Genomic DNA, 21,809 nt, shown 5'->3' with positions numbered 1-21,809 from the left:
CCCTGAATCCAATAGCCTCGGGGATCCAACGATGACCGCTCGTTCCAAATTCTGTTCCCTGATCTCGTTCATCGGTTTGACAATCTTGGCCTCGTCCGGCTGCCGAACCGGAACCCCGCCCCCGGAAGACTCCGGGAGCGATCCCCAACGCCTCGAGTTCACCCGGATGATCGTCCACTGGACCCGGTACGTGGAACCCGGCTACCTGGATTTCGTCCAGGAGGCCGAGCCGGAGATCGCCCAGGTCGGCTTCTACGGCGCGGACTTCTGGTCCATCGCCCATCTCCCGGACAAGAACAAGGGCGTCACCGGCCCCCTGTTGCCCATCCACGCCGGAGTGGTCCAGGCACAGGACCCCGCCGAACGGATCCGGCTCAGCGCCGACTACTTCGAAGAGATCAATCGTGAGCTCAAGCAACGGGGCGTGAGGCCCATCGGCCACTTTTCCGTCGCCAAGTACCTGTTGGGGAGGCCGGACGCGGAGGGCCGGCCCGGAGACGGTTTCTTCAAGTTCTACAACGAACTCTGGGACGAGAACGAGCTGGGTCCGAAACCGGTGGCGGACCCCTTGGACCTGTTGTCCAAGAACCGGGACGGCACTCCTTACGTCAGTTTCGACGGGGACGCGGCTCCATACGCCGTCTATTGGGGTTGCCTTTCCAACCCCGGCTGGCGCCGGGTTCTGAAGGCCTGGGTCAAGCGGGGGATCGAGCGGGGCCTGGACGGTTTTCAGATCAACTACTTCTACCGGGTCGACTGCCACTGCCGGTATTGCGTGCGGGGCTTCAAGGCTCACCTGGCGTCCCGTTACGATCCGGAGGAACTGCGCGGCCGGTTCGGGATCCAGGACCTGGAGGCTCACCGATTCAGCGAGATCGTCTCCCGGCATCCTCCCAGCGAGACCACCCCGCTGCGCCTGGAGATGCAGCTCTTCTCGGATCTGGTCAACAAGGAGGCCTTCGACGAGGTCTTTCACCAATACGGCCGCTCCCTCAAACCGGACCTGATCACCTCCGTCTGGGGCCACAGCTCCCAGGATTTCGGGAATCCCCCCACCGGGAACAACGACGAGCGGATGATGCTTCCCTCCGAACTCTGGGGGAAGGACGAGAGCTACCTCTGGTACTGCCTGGGCCGGCAGGAGCCGACCCTGCAACTGCGCTACATCCGGGGCGCGTTCGATGACAAGCCCTACACCGTCTGCCACTACGAGAGGGTCAAGATCCGGGCCTCCATGGCTGAGCTCATGGCCAACGGCGGAGCGCCCATGGCCCGTTACATCGATTTCACCGATCCGGCGGCCCGGAGGGAGTTCGTCCGCTATTACCGGTTCCTGAAGCGGTACGAATCGGTCTTCCGCGCCAATCGGCCCTACGGCGAGGTCCTGCTGGCGCATCCCCGCAGCCACAACCACCAGGGCCGGCTGATCCCGGCCATGACGGCGTTCCAGGAAATCGGACATCACCTGATGGACCGTCACGTTCTCTTCGACGTGATTCCGGACGAGATCATCCGGCCGGAGCAGAGGAACGCCTACCGCCGAATCTACGAGATCGATTCCGCCGGGGAATTGGAGACGGAAACCTTCTCGGACTTGAGCCGGTTCGATGCGCCGACGACCGTGCGGGTCTCGGCCAGCCGGCCGGCCGGAGGAGGCGAGGTGACGCTTCACTTCGTGAACTACGGCCGGGAGCCCGGCCCGGAGGGGTATGCGGGAACCGGTATCGCCGACGAGAATCCCATCGCCGTCGACGGTGTCGGCGTCGACTTCGTCGTTCCGTCCGGTTCCCGGGTAGTGAAGGTCGATTCGCTGTCGCCGGAGCGGCCTGATGCGCAACCGGTTGAATATCAGGTGGAAGCCGGCCGGCTCCGTTTCGCCATGCCGGAATTCCTGGTCTACGGCATGGCGCGAATCCATCTGGAGCCGGTCCTGTCGGCGCGGCGTTAGGCATGCCCGGTTTTTTGGGACGGCGGTTTTCAACCGCCGACTCCCCAGCCGGCAAGGGGCTGCCTCCAGTAGAAAGGGAGACATTATGAACGGAACCATCTCCGCCCACGAGTATGAATCCCGGCACGAGGGGGTCCGGGAGTTCCTGCGGGAACGGGACCTGGGCGCTCTCTTCGTCTATTCGCCTCCGGCGGAGCACAAATGGGGCCAGACCGCCCACGTGGCCTATCTCTCGGGCTGGGCCAGCCACGACCGCATCGTGGACTCGGTGGTCGTGGTCCCGGTCTCCGGCCGGCCGGCACTCCTGTTCGCCGGTATTCAATACATGCAGGAGCAGGCGGAGGAGGTGTCTCCTCTGGAAGACATCCGCCTGGTCCAGGCTGTCGATCCTCACGCGGTGGCCGTCGCCCGGGGACGGGGCAAGGGACCTCGCGACTTCGCCACCGAGACGATCGCCATCCTGGAGGAGAACGGAGTCGGGGACAAGGACGTGGGTGTCGTCGGGATTCAGAACATGCCGCTGGCCTTTTACGAGGCGCTGGCGGCCGGGCTCGGGTCCAAGCTGCGCCGGGCGGACGACGTGGTCGCCCGGCTGCGCGGCGTCAAGTCGCCGGCCGAAGTGGGACTGATGAAACGGGCCGCCGAATTGAGCGATCTGGGGTTCCGGACCATGCTCGAAGTGGCGCGGCCCGGTATGCGTGGCATCGAAATCCTGGCCGAGATGGAGCGGGTGGTCCGGCGCGAGGGAGCCGACCACGCCAAGTACTGGATGGCGTCGGGGCCGCCCACCGAATGGAGCGAGACCCGGTTGGACATCAAGCCCCACCAGCGGGTGCTGGGAGAGGGAGACCTGATGGCCTCCTGTTCCTACGTGGTCTACAAGGGTTACTGGTGCCATGGCCAGCGGACCGGGACCCTGGTCCGTCCCTCGGAGCATCTGGAGGAGATCTTCCGGACCGCGCGCCAGTGCCAGGACGCCGGCCTGGAACATCTGCGAGCCGGCGTGCCCATCGCCCGGATCGCCAAGACCATCGGCGACCTGGCCGCCCGCCGCGGGATGCCGCTGATGGGAGGCCGCATCGGCCACGGGATCGGCATGGACTACAGCGAACAGCCGGCGCCCCTCACCGAAGCCAACCCGGAGCCGCTGCAAGAGGGCATGACCTGCGTGATCCACGCGGCCTACACGCTGCCCGGGTCCGGAAAGATGTTCGTGCCGCTGGGCGACGTCTGCCACGTGACCGGGAACGGACCCGAGTTTCTGATGGACTTCACCCGGGACCTGTTTCTGGCGGGATCCGGATAACGAGAGCGGTCTTGGACGGGGAATCCTGCCGTCAACCGGGCGCCGGCAGCAAACCGGTCAGCGAACCCTTACCGCCGTGCCGCTGGCGGTGACCATGAGCATGCTGCCTCCCTTCCCCACGACCTCGTAGTCGAGATCGATGCCGACCACGGCGTCTCCGCCTCTCCGGCGGGCCGTGTCCGCCATCTCGTCGAGGGCGATCTCGCGGGCCCGTTGCAGTTCCTTCTCATAGGCGTGCGACCGTCCGCCCACGATGTCTCGAATGCCGGCGAAGAAGTCCCGGAAGATATTGGCGCCGACGATCGCCTCGCCGGTGACGACTCCGCAGTATTCGCGGATGGTCTTGCCTTCGATGTTGTTCGTAGTGGTCAGGATCATGGTCTGAGCTCCTTCACAGGAGGGGCGATTTCCAATCGCCCAGTCTTCGTCGCCAAGTTTGTCACACTCGTGTTCGGCGGTTAGGAAACCGCCGCTCCTTTCCTTTTTCTATCGGGCGTCCGCCGGACCGGGCCGGTGAGGAAGCTTCGGAGAACGGCGCCGCAAGTATGTGAATCGAGGCTGGCGGATGCAACCGGTTCCAGGCGTGGATTCTTCCCGTTGTGCGTCAAAGGATTGCGACCCGATGGAACAAGTTAGCGCTTCAATCCACGACCGGGTAGTAGGGCGGGCCCCAGCCGGCATCCGGGTGATCCATCATCAGTTCAATTGCATAGAACGTTTTTCTCCCGGATCAGCTTCCGGCGAGCCAGGGCCATCCCAGGATAAGCCCGGCCGCGGGGAGAAGGGGCAGCAGGGCGATAGCCGATTTAACGCAGATCCGTCCGCTGGAGTCGCCGGCTCGGATGGCCTTGCTGAGGGCGGCGCCGGCGGCCAGGTTGACCAGCAGCGATAGTGGGCTGATCCATTGAAAGCTGATGGGCGAGAGGTCGACGGCGGCGCTGGAAGCCAGCATGGCCGAGTCTTGAATAAGGCTGTAGAAGTTCCCCGAGAAGGCGATCAACGCTCCCACCGTAATTCCGTAGACGGCTCCCACCACCGCCCCGGCCGGCTTGCCGTAACGGTAGAAGAGGGCGAAGAAGAACAGGCTGAAGGCCGGGGTCGCCAGCAGGTTGGTGGTCCGTTGCGTCATGCCGGTGATGTTCCCCGGAACGTTCCCCATGTATGAGCTGCCGATGACCACGATGGCTCCCAGGCCGAAGGCCAGGCACTGGGCCAGCCGGACGTGTCCCTTCCGGGTCTTGGGCATGAGGCCGAACCGGTCCAGGAAATCGGTGGTCACCACTGCGGTAATCGAGTTCACGCCCGAGTCGAGGCTCGACATGGCCGCGGCGAACATGGCGGACACGACCAGCCCGGCGACCCCGATGGGCAGGTGGAAGGCGATGAACCTGGGGAAGATCTGGTCGCCCCCCGTGGCCAGGTTCAACCCCGCCGGCAGCTCATGGGGCCGGGCCTGGAAGTATCCCATGAGGGCGAAGCCGACGAAGAGCAGGGTGAAGAGGACGGCGGAGGCGACCAGGGCCTGGGCCAGATAGGCGCGCTTGGCGGCCTCGGCGTCGCCGGTGGACATGAACCGCTGAATGCTCAACTGGTCGCCACCCGCCGTGCAGACGGTCCAGACCAGGACCGACATGAAGGTTCCGAACATGGTGACCCGGACCCGGGGATCGAAGCTGAAGGCGGGTTGACTGTCCCAGGTGGCTTGCCAGGAAGTGGGGATCCAGCTCAGGTCGCCCAGCTCGACGGTCACCAGGACGATGACCAGCAGGGCTCCTCCCAACAGCAGGGCCGTCTGCAGGAAGTCGGTGATCACGACGGCTCCCAGACCGCCCAGCGAGGTGTAGATGATGGAGACGAATCCGGTGACCAGGACAATCCAAGGGATCCATTCCTCGCTGACGCCCAGCATCACCGTCATGGCTCGGGCCGCCACGAAGACCAGCAGGCACATCCAGCTCAGGCGCACCACGATGAACATGCCGGCGCCCAGGAGGCGCACGCCCAGCCCCAGCCGGTTCTCCAGCAACTCGTAGGCGCTGGTCACGCGGTGCCGCATGTAGACGGAAAGGAGGTACCGGCGCACGATGAAGTAGGAGACCGGATAACAGGGGATGATCAACAGGATCATGATGGGACCCTTGGAGATCGTCTCGCCCGGAACCGACAGATAGGAGATGGTGCTCAAGTGGGTGGCGAACAGGGAAACGCCCACCAGGATGGGATTCAGGCTGCCGCTCCCGATAAAGTACTCCCTGGAGTCCTTCTGCTTGCGGCTGTAGTACCAGCCCAGGGCGATGGTCGCGCTGGCGTAGACGACGATCACCGTCCAGTCGATCCAGGAGAGTCCCGTCTGTTCCAATTCAAACTCCCGTGTTTCAGTTGTCCGGCGCCGGACCGGGGAACATGAGCGGCCTTGGACTCGGCAGGCGGCCGCTTACCAGGCCAGGGCGGTGCTCCCTTCCATGCGGGGATTGGTGGCGGACACCAGGGTCCCCGTCTTGGGATCGATCATGACCACCATGGTGTTGTCCCCGCTCCAGGGATTGGCGATCTGCACGTCGTGCCCCCTCCCGCGGAGGTCGTCGGCGATTTCCTCCAGGTTGGCCAGGCGACCTTCCAGGACGGCCCGTCCGGGATACGCGCGGTGGGGGTAGAAGAGGCCGGGGAAATGGCGGGTCCAGACCTTGGGCGCGTCCAACGCGTCCTGCAGACCCATCCCGAAGTCCACCACGTTCAGGAAGAAGTGCAACGTCCCCTGGTCCTGGACGTCTCCTCCCGGCATGCCGAATCCCAACCAGGGGCGCCCGTCCCTGGTGACCAAAGTCGGAGTCAGGCTGGTGGAGGGCTGCTTGCCCGGGGCCAGAGACTTGGCCAAACCCTCCTCCAGGTAAAACATCTGCACCCGGCTGCCCAGGCAGAATCCCAGGCCGGGCACGATGGGAGAGGATGCGGGCCAGCCCCCGCTCGGAGTGGAGGAGAAAATGGTCCCGTGGGAGTCCACGGCCCGAACTCCGGTGGTCCCGTCATCCCGCAAACCCGGTTGGACCGGAGCCAGGCTCAGATTGGCGGGGCGCTTCTCGGGGTGGGCGTCGAAGGGAAAGGGGTCGCCGGGGCGCAGTTCCAGAGAAGCGGTCTTCCAATCGATGAGCTTCCGCCTCAGCTTGGCATAGGCGCGGGAGAGGAGGCCCTGCCGGGGAACGTAGACGAAGTCGGGATCCCCGTAGTACTTCTCCTTGTCGGCGTGGGCCAGCTTGGCGGTTTCCAACCAGAGGTGCAGGTAGTCGGCGCTATTGTGCTTGAGCGCCGCCAGGTCGTAGCCTTCCAGTAGCGCCAACTGCTGCAGGAAGACCGGTCCCTGGGTCCAGGGTCCGCACTTGTAGACCTGGTATCCCCGGTAGTCGAAGCTCCACGGCTCCTGGATCCGGGCTTCGTAGTCGGCGAAATCCTCCTCCGTCAAAAGGCTGTGGTGATAGCCTCCTTCGTTGTCCCGAACCTTGAACTCCCGGGAGAATCGGACCAGTTGCCGGGCGATGGGGCCCTTGTAGAAGTAATCGTGAACGGCCCGTAGCGCCTCGCTGCGGCCGGCTCCCTTCTTCAACGCCCTCTTCTCGGCGTCAGCCAACCGGCGGAAGGTGCGGGCCAGATCGGGGAGACGGGTCACCTCCCCCACCTCGGGGACCCGGCCGTCGTGAAGAAAAGCCTCGCCCGAACTGGGCCACTCCCGGCGGAAGGTCTCGGCTCCCCGGTATTTTTCCGATTTCTTCCGGCCCACGCCCCGGCGCCAGCGTTCGTCCACCGGAAACCCGTCGGCCAGGCGGATGGCGCCCTGAACGATCTGGGAGAAGCTGAGGGTCCCGTACCGGTCCAGGCTCAGGACCACCGCCGCCAGTACGGCGCAGACTCCCGCCGGCAGGAAGCCGTCTCCCGGAATCAGCCGGTATCCTTGCTGGCGGAACCATTCGATGCTGGCCGCCCGGGGGGTGCGGGTGTTGCCGTTGACCGCCACCACCCGCCGTTCCCGGGGGGAATAGATGAGGGTGGGCATCTCGCCCCCGAATCCGAAGGAATTGAACTCCACCACGGAGGCCGCCAGGATCATGGCCACGCCCGAGTCCACGGCGTTGCCTCCCTGATGAAAGATCTCCATTCCGATGCCGGCCACCAGGGGATGCCCGGCCGCCACCGCGCCCCGAAGTCCCCGGGCCTCGGTCCGAGTGCCTTTCGCGCCCATGAGAGATCCGGACGGGAGGGTCGTCTCCAGCAGGAGAGTTGCCGTCAGAATCAAAGCCGCCGGCGTTTTTCTGTCGAACATCGTTTTATTCCTATGTATCCATTGATCCGGGGGAAGATCCGGTTGAACCGGTCTGCTCGACTGCGAGCCGCGAAGGCGTTGGAGGCGGCATTCGAATCGCTCGCCGAGTCTATTGGGGGGCACCGACGGTTGCAAGAACGGCCGCCGTCCAATATTCATTCGACACGCCGGTATCGTGAGATATAATAAAAATGGAATTTATATCGGTCCGCAGAATGACAATTTTCGGCCCACCAAAGCGAAATTTCTCGACAAGATCCTCGGGAACACTCTCAAATGGGGAGACGTGCAATGTGCCATGAAAGAGCCAAATCGCCAGGTCACAAATCACGAAACAGCTGGATCGCGCTGATACCGATCCTGCTGGCCGCGTTCATCCCGGCGGCGGCGCAGGTTCTCACCTCCCGGGTCGACGGGACGGTGCGGGACCAGACCGGCGCCGTCCTGCCCGGGGTTTCGGTGACGCTGACCAACGCCGGCACCAATGCCGCCGTGGACGCGGTCACAAGTGACATCGGCCTCTACGTGTTTCCGCAGGTGCCCCGCGGCATCTACGGGATCACGGCCCAACTGCCCGGGTTCAAGACGGCGGTCGTCGAAGGGGTCCGGGTCGAGTTGGACACTCCCGCCTCGGTGGACGTGGTGCTGGAGGTCGGCGGGGTTGACGAACAGGTGACGGTGAGCGCGGCTGCGACGCAGGCCGTCATCAACCAGGTCAACGCCGAAATCAACACCAACCTCAACCGGGAGCAGGTCAAGGAACTTCCCCTGAACGGCCGCAACGTGACCCAACTGGCGCTCACCCAGGCCGGAGTGACCAGCGTAGGCGGGGCCAGAACAGCCTCCATCAACGGCACTCGGGGGACCTTCAACAACTTCACCCTGGACGGGATCAACAACCAGGACACGTTCATCCGGACCGATTCCCTGTTCGGCGTCATTCCGGTCCGTGAGAGCTTCATCGAGGAGATCAACATCACCACCGCCAACTCGGAGGTCGACGCCGGTATGGGAGCCTCTCAGACGCAGTTCGTGACCCGTTCCGGCACCAATGAGTTCCATGGGGAGTTGTACTACTATCATCTGAACGACGCCCTCAACGCCACCGACTTCTTCAACAACGCGGCCGGCGTGCCCAAGGAGAGGCTTCTGAACCATCAGTACGGCTTCAGCCTGGGCGGTCCCATCCTGAAGGACAAGCTCTTCTTCTTCGTCAACTATGAGCGGGAGCCCAGCCCTTCGACCGTCTCCGTCGTCCGGACGGTTCTGAGGAACTCGGCCCGCGCCGGGAATTTCACCTACGTCCGGCAGGACACCGGCGAGCCGGCCACGCTGAACCTGTTCGAGCTCACGGGACTGAGTCCGGACCCGGCCATCCAGTCCCTGGTGAGCCTGACCCCGCCGCCCAATGACGCCACCGTGGGCGACGGAAGAAACACCGCCGGCTTCCGGTTCAACAGCCCCGATTCCTCCACGGGCGAATGGATCGTCTTCCGGGGAGACTACGAGATCAACGCCAGCCACTCCCTCGCCGGCACGTTTCACCAGTTCACGCTGGATGTTCCCAACTCCGCGTTCAACGGTATCGATGCCGTCTTCCCGGGTCTTCCGGGCGCGGGCCAGGGCTCCGACCGCCGGCTGGGATCCTTCTCCCTCAGGAGTGGGCTGAGTCCGACCGTCACCAACGAGGGGCGGTTCGGTTTCCAGGTCGCCAGTGTCGGCTTCTTCACCAACGAGACATTTGCGCCGGGGTACCGGCTCAGTTTGGCCGGCGGATTCTCGAATCCGGTACAGGACTTCATGGCCCAGGGCCGCGACACCCGCAACCTGGACGCCATGGACAACCTGACCTGGGTCACCGGAAATCACACCATCAAATTCGGGGGAGGCGTTCGCTGGACCCAGGTCGACAATTTCAACGATGAAGGAATCGTGCCGACCTACTATCTCGGTTTCGGCCCCGGAAATCCGGACCCGCTGGTTCCCGGCCTCTTCCCCGGCGGGATCTCTTCCAGTGACCTGAGCGCGGCCTCCGGGATCCTGGCGACGCTGGCCGGAGTCGTCGACGAGGCGGATCAGACGTTCAACGCCGCGGCGGTCGGTTCCGGCTACGTCGACGGGGCTTCTGAAACCAGCATCCTGAATCAGAATTTCGTCAACATCTATCTCGCGGATACCTGGCGCGTCACCCCCGAATTCACCTTGAACTTCGGGTTTCGATGGGAATTTCATTCGGTCCCGGACGAGACCCGGGGATTGGCCCTGCTGCCGGTGGGAGGCCCCGAGTCCGTGCTCGATCCCAATGCCGTCATCGATTTCGCGGGAGCTTCCAACGGCAGGCCGTTCTTCAAGAACGACATGAACAATTATGCTCCCAGCATCGGGTTCGCGTGGCGAATCTCGGACAATACGGTCCTCCGTGCCGGATACGGCTTGAACTACGTGGTCGACAACAACATCACCACGGTGCTCAACGCGATGCGGGGCAACGATGGTTTGAGCCTGACGCAAACCGTCACCGGGATCAGCGGCACCGTCAGCAGCGGCGGCCTGGTGCCGATTCCGGTACCCGAGTTCAAGGTCCCCAGAACCGCGCGCGACCAGGTTCTGGCCGATCCCACGACGGCCCTTTTCACTATCGACGAGAACATGAGAACCCCGTATGTCCAGCAATGGAACATCGGCCTCCAGCACGAGTTCCTGCAGAACACTGCCGTGGAGTTGCGCTACGTGGGGAACCACGGCATCAAGCTGACCCGCGCCATCGACCTGAATCAGGTCCTGCTGCCGCCGGAATTCGTGGCGGACTTCAGGCGCGCTCAGAGGAATCTGGCCGCCTATGGAAGTCCCTACGCCGGCGAACCGTTGCAGATCTTTCCCCAACTCGGCTTTGCCGGATTCCTTCAGTCCGGCGGCGTCCAGAACTGGATTCGGAACGGTGAGATCGGGCAGTACATCGGCGGGTTCCTGGCGCCGAACCGGGTGTTCTTCTTCAACGGCGAAGGGGGAGAGAGGTTCGGAGCAACCCTGCCCATCAGCTTCTTCCTGCGCAATCCCAACGCCTTCGTCGCCGACGTGGTCGGTAACAATGCGTTCTCCAAGTACAATGGGCTCCAGTTCGAGATCCGGCGGCAATTCCGCGGCGGATTCTCGGGCCAGTTCAACTACACCTGGGGCAAGGTGCTGACGAATTTCGCCGGCTCCCAGTCCAATTTCCGCGGTTACTTCGACAACGCCCAGCAGCACCTGGAGATCATGCGCCCCGACTTCGACATCACCCACACCTACAACGCCAACTGGGTCTGGGAGATTCCCTTCGGCAAAGGGCGCAGGTGGATGAGCGGCGGCGGATTCATGGACTATATTGCCGGCGGATGGGACCTCAGCGGATTCTTGAGGATCCGTTCCGGCGAGGTCGTCAACCTCATCTCCGGAAGAGGAACCATCAACCGCGGCGGCTCCCGAGCGTTGACCAATACGGTTCATCTCCTGGGAATGGATAACCGCGAGCTCCAGAACAAGACCGGGTCCTTCCGCGACTCGCAGGGCCGCGTGATCCTGTTCGACCACCGCCTGATTGCAGACGGCGGAGGAATGGAATCGAGGTACTTTGCGAATCCCGCGATGCTCGAAGCGGGGTCGCTGGGACTGTCCCCCGTCAGTGGGCCCTGGTACGCGTCATTGGATCTCGGGGTGCGCAAGAGCTTCCCGATCCCGGTGACGGAGGAATCGCGGCTCCAACTCCGGTTGGACTTCTTCAACAGTCTCAATCGCACCAATTTCGCCGTCACCAACAAGGGCATCGGCATCACCGGCCTCGGCGTCACCAACATGCACAATCCCAACAGCCCGCTGTTCGGCCAGATCAGCTCCGCCTTCTCTCCCCGGACGATCCAGGTGGGGATGAAGATCAGTTTCTAGTGTGAAGATTCAATCGAGGTGGTTGTATTCCGCTGGAGGGTATCGATAGCATAAGGCAAGTTTCGTTGATCGATCCAATCTGATCCCAGGGAGGAAATCGTTTCATGAGTCAATCGTCCATTCACCGGCGCTCCTTCCTGTCCCGTTCGGCGGGGGCAGGGTTGGCGTTGGCGGGGTTTCCCGGAATCCTCAGCGCCCGCAACGTCAACAACAACATCAACGTGGGGATCGTCGGTCCGGGCGGGCGCGGCACTGGTCTCCTGAAGCAGTTCCTCAAGAGCGGAGACCAATACGGAGCCCGCATGACGGCGGTCTGCGATCTCTGGAACTACCGCCGCGACCGGGCCGCTTCGCTGGTGGAGGAGAAGGAGGGCCGGGCGCCCAAGATCTACCGTCACCACGAGGAGATCCTGGCGGACAAGGAGATCGATGCCCTCATCATCGCCACTCCCGACCACGCGCACGCCCAGATTCTCAAGCTGGCCGCCGACGCCGGGATGGACGCCTACTGCGAGAAACCCATGTCCAACGTGCTCTCCGAGGCAAACGAGGCCCTGGACGCAGTGCGCAAGGCGGGCGTCATTGTCCAGATCGGAACCCAGAGGCGCGCCAATTCCCGGTACCGGAAGGCCACCCGGATGATTGCCGACGGACTGATCGGCGACGTGGTCAAGGTGGATCTCCACTGGAGCTTCTACAGCCCCTACCGCTGGGCCCGGAAGAAAAAGGACCTCCTGATGGCCCGGGAGAGCGACCTGGACTGGAACACCTGGCTCATGGGACGGCCGCAGCGGCCCTTCGATCCCCGCATCTTTCGCAGCTTCCGACTGTTCAAGGACTTTTCCAGCGGAATCATCGACCAGTGGATGAGCCACGGGATCGATCTGGCCCACATGTTGACCGGAGTCTCCTATCCGGTGAGCGCCGTGTCCCACGGCGGGATCTACAAATGGAAGGACTACCGGGAGAATCCCGACACCCAGGAGGTCACCCTGGAGTACCGGAAGGGGGACGGCAAGTTCCTCGCCGTCTACTCCACCAACTGGATCAACGGTTACGGCAACGGCACCCGGGTCCACGGCACCCTGGGGAGCTTCGAGGGGGAGTCCTTCTCCAACCCCGACTCCGATTGGCTGTTTTCCGGCCAGGGTGTGAACGCCGACGGCAAGATCCAGGATCGCATCGTGGTTCCCAGAGAGTCCGTGGACATGGACGAAATGGGAATGGCTCACATGAACAACTGGCTGGACGCCGTCCGCAGCCGCGACTCCAAGAGGCTGTATTGTCCCGTCGAGGCCGGTTACGGTCACTCCATCGCGTGCATCATGGCGACCGACGCCTACTGGAGCGGAAAGCGCATGGTGTTCGATCCGAAAACACGGATCATTCATGCCGGCTGACAAAGCGCCAGGGCCCCGCGGTCCGGGCAGGAACTTCGATCCTGTTTCAAATGCGGCCCAGGCCGTTCGCAGGTGCCGGTTTCAAACCCGGACGCAATATGAAATTATTGTGGCGCTGGCGTGATTTTCTCATGACTGGGCTGAGCGCATCGAACCATCCCCATCTCATGGGATTGCGTCGGAGGCATCGTACATAATGTTGACCAACTTGCACACGCACCCGGACTGAACAGTACTAACTATTTGGAGGCACATCATGGCGTCATCGTTTCCGCGAAAGCAGTGGTTTCCTGAATGGCTGTGCTTGCGCGCAGCCGGCGTACTTGCAATACCGATTCTGGCAACGGTAATGGCTACGGGTTCTGTTGCCGGCCAATGTCTTGAGGTCCGGGTCCTGGATCAGTCAGCCGCGGCAATAGCGGGCGCGTCGGTCCTGATTGGAGATCAGGAACAGACCACCGACGAATCCGGTACGGTGGAATTCTGCGATCTGGGCCCGGCTCCCCATGCGGTCGTGATAGTCGCACCCAACTTCCAGGTGCTGGAAGACCTGGTGGACAAGTCCGAGGGCAGAGTCTCTTTCACACTGGAGGTTTTGCTGGAGACCGAACTGATCGTGGTCGGGACTCGTGCCGAAGCGCGGTCCAGCACCGAGTCGATGGTTCCCGTCGACGTGATCGGCGGCACGGATTTCACCAATCAGGGGGCGACTGACGTCACCGACCTGATGCGCACGCTGACACCCTCCTTCAACGTCAACACCCAGCCCATCAGCGACGCGGCCACCATCGTGCGGCCGGCCAACCTGCGCAACATGGCCCCGGACCACACGCTGATCCTCGTCAACGGCAAGCGCCGCCACCGCGCGGCCGTCATCGCCTGGCTGGGCAATGGTATCGCCGACGGAGCGCAGGGGCCGGATCTGTCCACCATACCCGCCATCGCTCTGCGGCAGGTCGAGGTGCTGCGCGACGGCGCGGCCGCGCAATACGGTTCCGACGCCATTGCCGGCGTCATCAACTTCGAGTTGAAGAACGCCCGCTCCGGGGGCAGCATGGAATTCCGCACCGGCCAGTACTTCGACGAGAACGACGGGGACGCGGGCTCGTGCGGTGCCATCGGCCGCTCGTGCAACGGCATCGGCGGTCGCGGCAGGAACTTCGCTTTCGCCGGTAACGTGGGTCTGCCGCTCGGCCCCGAAGGGTTCCTGAACGTCAGTGTCGAGTACGGCGGCACGAACCCCACCAATCGGGCCATCAATGACAGCGGTACGGCGGCGGTGATCAACGGCGGCAACACCAACGTGCGCACCACGTCGCGTGTCTGGGGCGTGCCGCTGGTCGAGGACGACCTGAAGCTGTTCGCCAACTTCGGCACCGGCGGGGACCAGGTGGAGTTCTACGGCCATACGAACTACGCCAGTAAACTGGTGACCGGCGGGTTCTACTACCGGAATCCCAACAACCGCAGCAACGTTTATTCGATCGACGGCGGCGAGACGTTGTTGGTCGGCGACGTGCAGGAGGCGAAGGGCCTGGGCGTGGGCGTGTCCAATTGCCCGACGGTCAGAGTCGTCGACGGCACGCCGGATCCGGCCGCCTTCGCGGCGGTCCGCAACGATCCGAACTGCTTCACATTCCACCAGCCGTTCCTTGGCGCACCGAACGGCCTGCCGGGCGGCTTCACGCCCCAGTTCGGCGGCGACGTCTACGATTACTCATTTGTCTCCGGCTTGCGCGGGACCCTGGCGAACGGACTGCACTGGGACGTCAGCGGTTCCACCGGCCGGAACCACGTGCAGACCTTCATCTTTGACACGGTCAACGCCTCTCTCGGCCCCGACAGCCCGACCCGGTTCGAGCCGAACCTGCTGCAGCAGACTCAAAACAGCTTCAACACGGACCTGTCGTACGCCGCGAGCGACATGGTCAACGTCGCCGGGGGCTTCGAGTGGCGGAACGAGCAGTACCACCTCGGCGAAGGTGATCCGGCGTCCTGGGCGATCGGCCCTTACGGGTCTCAGGGCTTCAGCTCCGCCTCCAACGGCTACAACGGCACGCGGCCCGAGAACGCCGGCACCTGGGACCGCGCCAATTACGCGTTTTACGGCGATGTCGAACTGCACGGCGGCGCCAACGACTGGAACGTCGGTGGCGCGGTACGCGTCGAGGACTTCTACGACAGCTTCGGCACGACCATAAACGGCAAGCTGTCGGCGCGCTACGGCTTCACCGACATCTTCGCGTTGCGTGCCGCGGTCAGCAGCGGCTTCCGCGCCCCGACGCCGGGTCAGCAGAACGTGCTGAACGTAACGACCGAGTTCGACTACGCGCTGAACGACCTGATCAACAACGGCACCATCCCGTCCACGTCGCCGGTCGCGGCGCTTCGGGGCGGGGTGGCACTGCAGCCGGAACAGTCGATCAACTACTCGCTCGGGGCGGTTGTCGACACCGGTGGGCCGTTCACCTTCACCGCCGACTTTTTCCGCGTCGACGTGTCGGACCGGCTCACCATCACGAGGAACTACAACCTTTCGGAAAACGAGGTCGAGACGCTGCTGGCCGACGGGATTACCGAAGCCGGCAACCTTGCCGCGTTCCGCTTCTTCGTGAACGACTTCTCGACCCTCACGCAGGGGGTCGATCTCGTCGCGTCCTGGACGCCGCTGGCCATCGGCGGGCGGACCACGTTCACCGGCGTCTTCAACTTCACCGACACGGACGTGACCGAGTTCAGCGCGGAGCACTTCGACACGGACCGGGTCACGTCGCTGACCCTGGGGCTGCCGAGGATTCGCTGGAACTTCGGGGCCACCCACACCACAAGCCACTGGACCCTGATGGCCCGGATGCACTACTACGGTTCGTACTGGGATCGGGAGGACGCGCGCTCGGCGATGGGCGTGGCAAATTCGCACCTGTATCCGCTGTACGCCGGCAAACCGCTGGTCGACGTCGAGCTCGGCATCCCGATCAAAAACGTCACGCTGTCGGTCGGAGCGCAGAACGTCTTCAATACCTACCCGGACGAGAATCCGGGCGCCCTGGCCGGAGTGGGCAACCGCTACGGCCAGTTCGGGCCGTTCGGCTTCAACGGCGGCTACTACTATGTCCGGGTCGGCTACACCTGGGGCAACAACTTCTAGGGAGCGGCGACATGGAGCGGCGACATTCCTGTCGCCGAGGGAGCGGAGCGACCCATTCCCGGCGATATGGAGCGGCGATTGACCAGTCGCCGGGAATGGCGTGCTTCAGGCTCCGCGAGGGATTTCCAGGGGGGACGTCAGTCCCCCCTTTCCATTTCCCGAATAAAGAGGGCACCCAAAAGGGGTGCCCCTACATCCGGTAATCGATAAACACCTCCACCCCCTGAACCCGCACCGGTTGGAGCGGTCCCCGCCCGCCCCGTCGCCGCAGCCGAATCGTCAGCTCATTGAGGCCCTGCCGGACAGGCGCATTCTCGAAGCGCAACCGACCGTTTCCCATCTCTCCCCGCAACCTCCGCCCATTCAGCACCAGTCGCAGGTCGTCGTCCCACCGGCTGTTTGCGCTCAAACTCACCACCAGACGCAGCGATTCCAGGACCCCATCCTGACTCGCTGCTTCCACGTCGTCGCCCACAAATAGGCGGAGAATCCTCTCCCGGTCCTCGTCAAGATCGACAGGAAGCTGCATCTCTCCCCCCTCCTCCGGCGTCCGGCCCGCCATGTCCCTGGTGATGAAGTAATGCTTGTCCTTCCGCGAGATGAGCTCCGGATCGCCGATCTCCGTCAGCATCTGCCGCTCTTCAGGACTCAGGAGCGGCTGCCGGGAGGTATCGATCAAGGAATTGACGGCACTGTGCCCCTGGATGCCGCTGGCGTGGCAGTCGAAGTTGAACAGGTGCAGCCCGCTCACGCCCTGCCCCCAAAAACTCTGGGCCGCCGCGCGCATCATCTCCGGACTGGCCCGTCCCGTCTTGGAGCCGGTGTAGTCTCTGACGTAGAGGTCCGAGATCCCGCCCAACACCTGAACCTGCGTCCCTCGGGCCGCCTCCACGAAGCTGGCCAGATCCGGGTTCATATCCAGGTAACCTCGAGTGGCAGGAGCGATCACGTCCACCAGTCCCTCCCGAATCCAGGTCACGACGTCGAAACCGATCTCCCGGTTCAGGCCCACGGTCGGCAGAACCCGGACCATGAGGGTGATCCGGCGCCCCTTCCGGCGCCCGATCTCTTCCAGCCGGTCGCGAATCCGCCGCACGAAGCCGGTCATGATGGGCATGCCCGCTTCCTCCTGCCCCTTCCTGAAGACCATGGGGTGGCTCAGAAAGTCGAGTTCGATTCCGTCCACGTCGTAGTCGCGGCAGATCTCCTCCACCAGTCCGAATTTCAGGTCCCTGACCTCCTGCCGGGCGTAGTCGAAGGCGTAGCTGAAATCCCGTCCGTAAAGGCTCACGTAACGGTCCGGGACGTCCTTGCCGATGGCCACGTGTGGCCGCTCCCGCTCCCACCGCCCCCGCTTCGAGGGCCAGCGGTCGACCCAGTCCTTGTGGATGTCATTCATCCTGAGGCTGGCCCAGAATTTCATACCCAGCTCGTGGGTCCGGGCCGCCCAGATCTCCAGGGGGTCTGTCCCCTGTTCCAGGAGGCCCAGGACGTTTTGGGCCAAACGCCCGAAGTTGGGATTCTCGAACTCGGTCATTCCGCGGCCGTACACTTCGCCGACCTGAGTGTCATAGAGCACGTATGTCCCATACGATGCGCACTGGATGAAGACGTCCACCTGGGTCCCTTCCAGTTCGTTGACGACGCGGCAGACCTGATCGGGCGTGATGGGAGGGCCGTTCGCGTACAGGGCTCCGCTTCCCCCGTCGCTGTTGAGGTAGAGGCGAGCCATCTTCGGGGACGGCACCTCCGATTCCTCTGAATCGATCGAGTTCCGCTCGGGCCCGGCGCCTCCGCAGCTTCCGAGAAGGAGCAGAGCCACCAGCCCGCAGGCCGCCATCTTCCGGTTCACGAGTCTCATCTCCACCTCTCCTGGACCGCCGGATCCTTCACCTCTTCAATCCCGGTAATCGATGAACATTTCGACGCCTTGGACCCGGATGGGTGCCTGACGAGAGGCCGGCCGGTTCCGGAGGTTCAGCGACAGCAGGTTCTTTCCCCGCTTCGGGGTCACGCCCTCGAAACGGAGGGCGCCCCCCTCGAACCTCCCCCGTAGCCTGTGGCCGTTCAACTGCACCCTCAGATCGTCGTCCCAGCGATCGTATCCCTGCAGCGAAACCAGCAGGGAGGTGGATTCCAGAGTTCCCTCCTCACGGGCCGCCGCCACGTCGTCCCCCACCAGGAACCGGAGTTCCCGGGTGTCGCCCCGGACCATCTCCGTGGGAAGCTGCATCTCACCTCCCGCCTCCGGGGTCAGCCCCCCCATTTCGCGAGTCACGAAATAGTGCTTGTCCTTGCGGGCGATCACGGACGGATCTCCGATCTCCTTGAGAGCCTGAAGCTCGCCGGGACTGAAGAGCACTCCCGGCTTGCCCTTGCCGGTGGCGTGGCAGTCGTAGTTGAAGAGGTGCAGGCTCGTCACGCCGGACTGCCAGGCGGCCGACGCTGCCGCCCGCAGCATTTCGATGGTGGCCCGGCCGGTCTTCTGTCCGGTGTAATCTCGCACGTAGAGGTCGGACAGGCCCCCGGAGATCTCGACACCGGTCCCCCCGGCCAACTCCACGAAAGGAGTCAGGTCCGCCGAGATGTCCAGGTAGCCTCGGGTCGCCGGCGCGATCAGGTCCACCCACCCCTCCCGGATCCAGGTGGGGAGGTCCAGCCCGATCTTCCGGTTGAGTTCCAAAGAAGGGAGGACCCGCGCCATGAGCGTCAGCTTGCGCCCCTTGGCCCGGCCGATCTCGTCCAGCCGCGCGCGGACCTGGCGCACGAAATCGTTCATCAAGGGCAGGCCATGGGCTTCCTGTCCCTTTTTGAAGTAGTAGGGGTGGCTCAGAAAATCCATTTCGAAGCCGTCCACGTCGTAGTCGGCGCACACTTCCGCGATGATGGCCAGCTTTCGGGTCCGAACTTCTTCCAAGGCGTAGTCCATGGCCCAGGAGTAGCCGTGAGAGGGTTGGGGCGAGCGGTTCGCCTGGTGCAGATAACGGTCGGGGACGGCGGATCCGAGCCGCACATGAGAATTGTCCCGTTCCCACCGGCTCCGGAAGGAGGGCCAACGCTCCGACCAGTCCTTGTGAATGTCGTTCATCCTCAGGCTGGGCCAGAATTGCATTCCCGCCTCACGGCTCCGCCGGCTCCAGATCTCCAGGGGGTCCCGGCCCGCGTCCAGCAAGGAGCCGACGTTCCGGGCCCAGCGCCGGATTCCGGGATACTCCTCGAAGTCCCGCTCGTGTTCCTCGCTGATGGGCTTGGCATAAACTTCGGCGACCCGGGTGGGATAGAGCATCTGCTCGTCGCTCCACTGGACGCATTGGATGAAGACGTCCACTTGGGTTCCTTCGGCCTCGTTCACCACCCGGCAGAGCTGGCCCGGAGTGATGGGCGGCTCGAAGGCCATCAACGCGCTGTCGCCGCCGTCGCTGTTCAAGAGGAGCCGCAACTGGCCTTGGCGCCGGGTTTCGCCGCGGGTCTCGGAAGAGGCCGGCTTTTGGACGGCGCAACTCGACGTCACGAGAATCACGACAAGGGTCGGCATCAGGCGGAAAAACTTGTCCATCGAAACCCTCCCGGCAGGTGTCCGTCGGGGGTGAGTATAGGAACGTCACAGCCCGAAGTGTAGTCTCTGTGAGACATACTCCAGGGCCGTGGGCTCCAGTCGGAAACTCGTTGCCTGCATCTGGTGCTGGCCGCGGCGTTGAGTTGCGGGTCTCTTCTCGGGGGCGGAGAGTCTCCGCTGCATGCGGGGAGCACGAAACAGCTCTTCCTGGGTCCCTGGACGGAGGACGCCGGGCCGAGCCTGGGAGACCAAGATGAAACACCTTTTGGAACGAATCTTCGTCCTTGCCGCGACTCTCCTTTGCGCGTGTACCGGCGGACTCCAGACCCCGATGCCCGAAGCGGGTCCGAGACCCGGCCTGGAGGAGGACGGGGCCCAGTTGGGCCGCATGCGATCCGCCTTCATTCGCGCCATGAACGAAGGAGGAGTGGAGGAATGGATCCGGTCCCACCTGGACGCGGGCGTGGCCGTCATGCCCCCGCAGCAACCGACGATCTCGTCGCGGCAGGAGGTGGCCGTCTGGGCCCGAAGGTTCCTGCAGGAGCACCGGATCCACGATTTCGCCTTCACCGGGTCCAAGACCGTAGCCGGCGACTGGGCCTTCGAAAACGGGGTCTACCTGCTGGAGTCGAGTCCGTCCGCCGGAGGCGAGAAACAAAGCCGGCGGGGCAAGGTGATCTTCATTTGGAAGCGGGGACCCGATGGATGGAAAGGGGCGCTCATTTCCTTCAACTTCGATGGCTATTGGCCCTGAGGTTCCACCTGCAGGGGCAAAGCTGGGCGGCAATAGACGCTGCCGGCGGCAACCTGTCGCAATAGTGATCCAGCTTCGGAATCGTTGCTGCCCGCCGGCTGGTTTGAGACTCCGGTCACCGATGAAGATTGCCAGACTATCGTTTCCAATTACTCAATAGAAAGAGTAATATTACTCATTGTGTTGAGTAATTTGGGATATACGCGCCCTCATGCTGCAGAATTACACTCTCGTCTACGCGAACCGCGCCGTTTCCTCCAGATCGTCACCGGGGCTCGCCAAGTCGGCAAGACCACCCTGGTCACACAAGTCGCCGAACAGTGCGGTTTGCCCCATCACTATGCCAGCGCCGATGAGCCGACTTTGCGCGGCCCGGATTGGATCGCCGGACAGTGGGATGTTGCGCGGCTCCTGGCTGGCGGTGCGAAAGCCGGGGGTGGTCTTTTTGTACTGGACGAAGCGCAGAAGGTGCCCAACTGGGCCGAGGCCGTAAAGCGCCTGTGGGATGAAGATACGCGGCGCGGGCGCCGGCTCAAGGTGGTGTTGACCGGTTCGGCACCGCTCCTGATCGGCCGGGGCCTCACCGAAAGTCTGGCCGGACGATTCGAAATACTGCATCTGCCGCACTGGGAATTCCCCGAGATGCAGACCGCCTTCGGTTGGTCCTTGGAGGAATTCCTGTTCTACGGCGCCTATCCCGGCGCAGCTCCGCTGATCAAACAGCCGGAACGGTGGTCACGTTACATCCGCGACTCGCTCATCGAAACCACCATCTCCCGGGACGTCCTGCTGCTCTCCCGGGTGGATAAACCCGCCCTGTTGAGACGGTTGTTCGAATTGGGCTGTACGTATTCGGGTCAGATCCTTTCCTACACCAAGATGCTGGGGCAGCTCCAGGATGCCGGGAACACCACGACCCTCGCTCACTACCTCGATCTGTTGGCGGGTGCCGGCATGCTGACCGGTCTGCAGAAGTACGCCGGTGCTGCTGTTCGCCGAAGAAGCTCCAGCCCGAAGTTGCAGGTCCTCAACACGGCCCTGATGACGTCCGGTTGCGGCCTCACTCTGCAGCAGGCCCGCGCAGACACCGAGTTCTGGGGAAGACTGGTTGAGTCAGCCGTTGGGGCTCATCTGGCGAATGCGGCAGCTGCCGGCTCCTGCCAGGTCTTCTACTGGCGAGACCGAAACCGCGAGGTCGATTTCGTCGCAAGTGCCGGCCGGACGCTAACGGCGATTGAAGTCAAAAGCACCAGCGGTCGCCAGTCACTGCCGGGAATGGCAGCCTTCACCAAAGTATTTCACCCGACCCGTTGCTTGTTGATCGGGTGGGATGGCATCAGTGTAGAGGAATTCCTGTCGAAACCGATAGAAAGCTGGGTGGGTCCGTGATGAGATTCAAGTCTTCGTTTGCAGTCTTGTTTTTCTCGCCGAAATGCACCCGATCCAAATGAGGTCAGGCGTATG

The 21,809-nt window shown here is 63.5% G+C and carries 12 protein-coding genes; 7 read left to right on the top strand and 5 right to left on the bottom strand.

Annotated features, from left to right (window positions below):
• The first annotated feature begins 31 nt into the window (after window positions 1-31).
• Entirely contained in the window at window positions 32-1,948 is a 1,917-nt protein-coding gene (locus OXT71_11115) for a hypothetical protein (GenBank protein ID MDE2926935.1), read from the top strand.
• An 85-nt stretch (window positions 1,949-2,033) separates the two neighbouring features.
• Window positions 2,034-3,254, top strand: coding sequence for a M24 family metallopeptidase (locus OXT71_11110; GenBank protein MDE2926934.1), 1,221 nt, complete (start codon window positions 2,034-2,036; stop codon window positions 3,252-3,254).
• A 57-nt stretch (window positions 3,255-3,311) separates the two neighbouring features.
• Here the strand turns inward: OXT71_11110 and OXT71_11105 are convergent, their stop codons facing one another.
• From OXT71_11105 to OXT71_11095, 3 genes are all read right to left on the bottom strand, one after another.
• Complete coding sequence (locus tag OXT71_11105) at window positions 3,312-3,632, bottom strand: heavy metal-binding domain-containing protein (protein MDE2926933.1); 321 nt, start codon at window positions 3,630-3,632, stop codon at window positions 3,312-3,314.
• A gap of 352 nt (window positions 3,633-3,984) precedes the next feature.
• Entirely contained in the window at window positions 3,985-5,613 is a 1,629-nt protein-coding gene (locus tag OXT71_11100) for a sodium-coupled permease (GenBank protein MDE2926932.1), read from the bottom strand.
• A gap of 75 nt (window positions 5,614-5,688) precedes the next feature.
• Window positions 5,689-7,566: a gamma-glutamyltransferase family protein gene (locus OXT71_11095; GenBank protein MDE2926931.1), complete on the bottom strand. Its 1,878-nt coding sequence runs from the start codon at window positions 7,564-7,566 to the stop codon at window positions 5,689-5,691.
• Between the two features lie 291 nt (window positions 7,567-7,857).
• Here OXT71_11095 and OXT71_11090 point away from each other — a divergent pair, with 291 nt between their 5' ends.
• The 3 genes from OXT71_11090 to OXT71_11080 all read left to right on the top strand — a co-directional run bounded on the left by OXT71_11090 (window position 7,858) and on the right by OXT71_11080 (window position 16,035).
• Window positions 7,858-11,487: a TonB-dependent receptor gene (locus tag OXT71_11090; GenBank protein MDE2926930.1), complete on the top strand. Its 3,630-nt coding sequence runs from the start codon at window positions 7,858-7,860 to the stop codon at window positions 11,485-11,487.
• A 104-nt stretch (window positions 11,488-11,591) separates the two neighbouring features.
• Window positions 11,592-12,887: a Gfo/Idh/MocA family oxidoreductase gene (locus OXT71_11085; GenBank protein MDE2926929.1), complete on the top strand. Its 1,296-nt coding sequence runs from the start codon at window positions 11,592-11,594 to the stop codon at window positions 12,885-12,887.
• Window positions 12,888-13,143: 256 nt separating this feature from the next.
• Complete coding sequence (locus tag OXT71_11080; protein ID MDE2926928.1) at window positions 13,144-16,035, top strand: TonB-dependent receptor; 2,892 nt, start codon at window positions 13,144-13,146, stop codon at window positions 16,033-16,035.
• Window positions 16,036-16,225: 190 nt separating this feature from the next.
• Here the strand turns inward: OXT71_11080 and OXT71_11075 are convergent, their stop codons facing one another.
• Complete coding sequence (locus OXT71_11075; protein MDE2926927.1) at window positions 16,226-17,896, bottom strand: hypothetical protein; 1,671 nt, start codon at window positions 17,894-17,896, stop codon at window positions 16,226-16,228.
• 36 nt (window positions 17,897-17,932) lie between these two features.
• Complete coding sequence (locus OXT71_11070; protein MDE2926926.1) at window positions 17,933-19,591, bottom strand: hypothetical protein; 1,659 nt, start codon at window positions 19,589-19,591, stop codon at window positions 17,933-17,935.
• A gap of 253 nt (window positions 19,592-19,844) precedes the next feature.
• Between OXT71_11070 and OXT71_11065 the strand changes: the two genes are divergently transcribed.
• On the top strand, window positions 19,845-20,345 hold the full coding sequence (locus OXT71_11065; GenBank protein ID MDE2926925.1) for a hypothetical protein: 501 nt from the start codon (window positions 19,845-19,847) through the stop codon (window positions 20,343-20,345).
• Between the two features lie 180 nt (window positions 20,346-20,525).
• Entirely contained in the window at window positions 20,526-21,734 is a 1,209-nt protein-coding gene (locus tag OXT71_11060) for an ATP-binding protein (GenBank protein MDE2926924.1), read from the top strand.
• The last annotated feature ends 75 nt before the right edge of the window (window positions 21,735-21,809 follow it).

It is taken from the genome of Acidobacteriota bacterium (assembly GCA_028874215.1).
In the GTDB taxonomy this organism is placed as follows: domain Bacteria; phylum Acidobacteriota; class UBA6911; order RPQK01; family JAJDTT01; genus JAJDTT01.
Note: the sequence above shows the minus strand (reverse complement) of the source record. Positions and strands in the feature narration are given on the sequence as shown.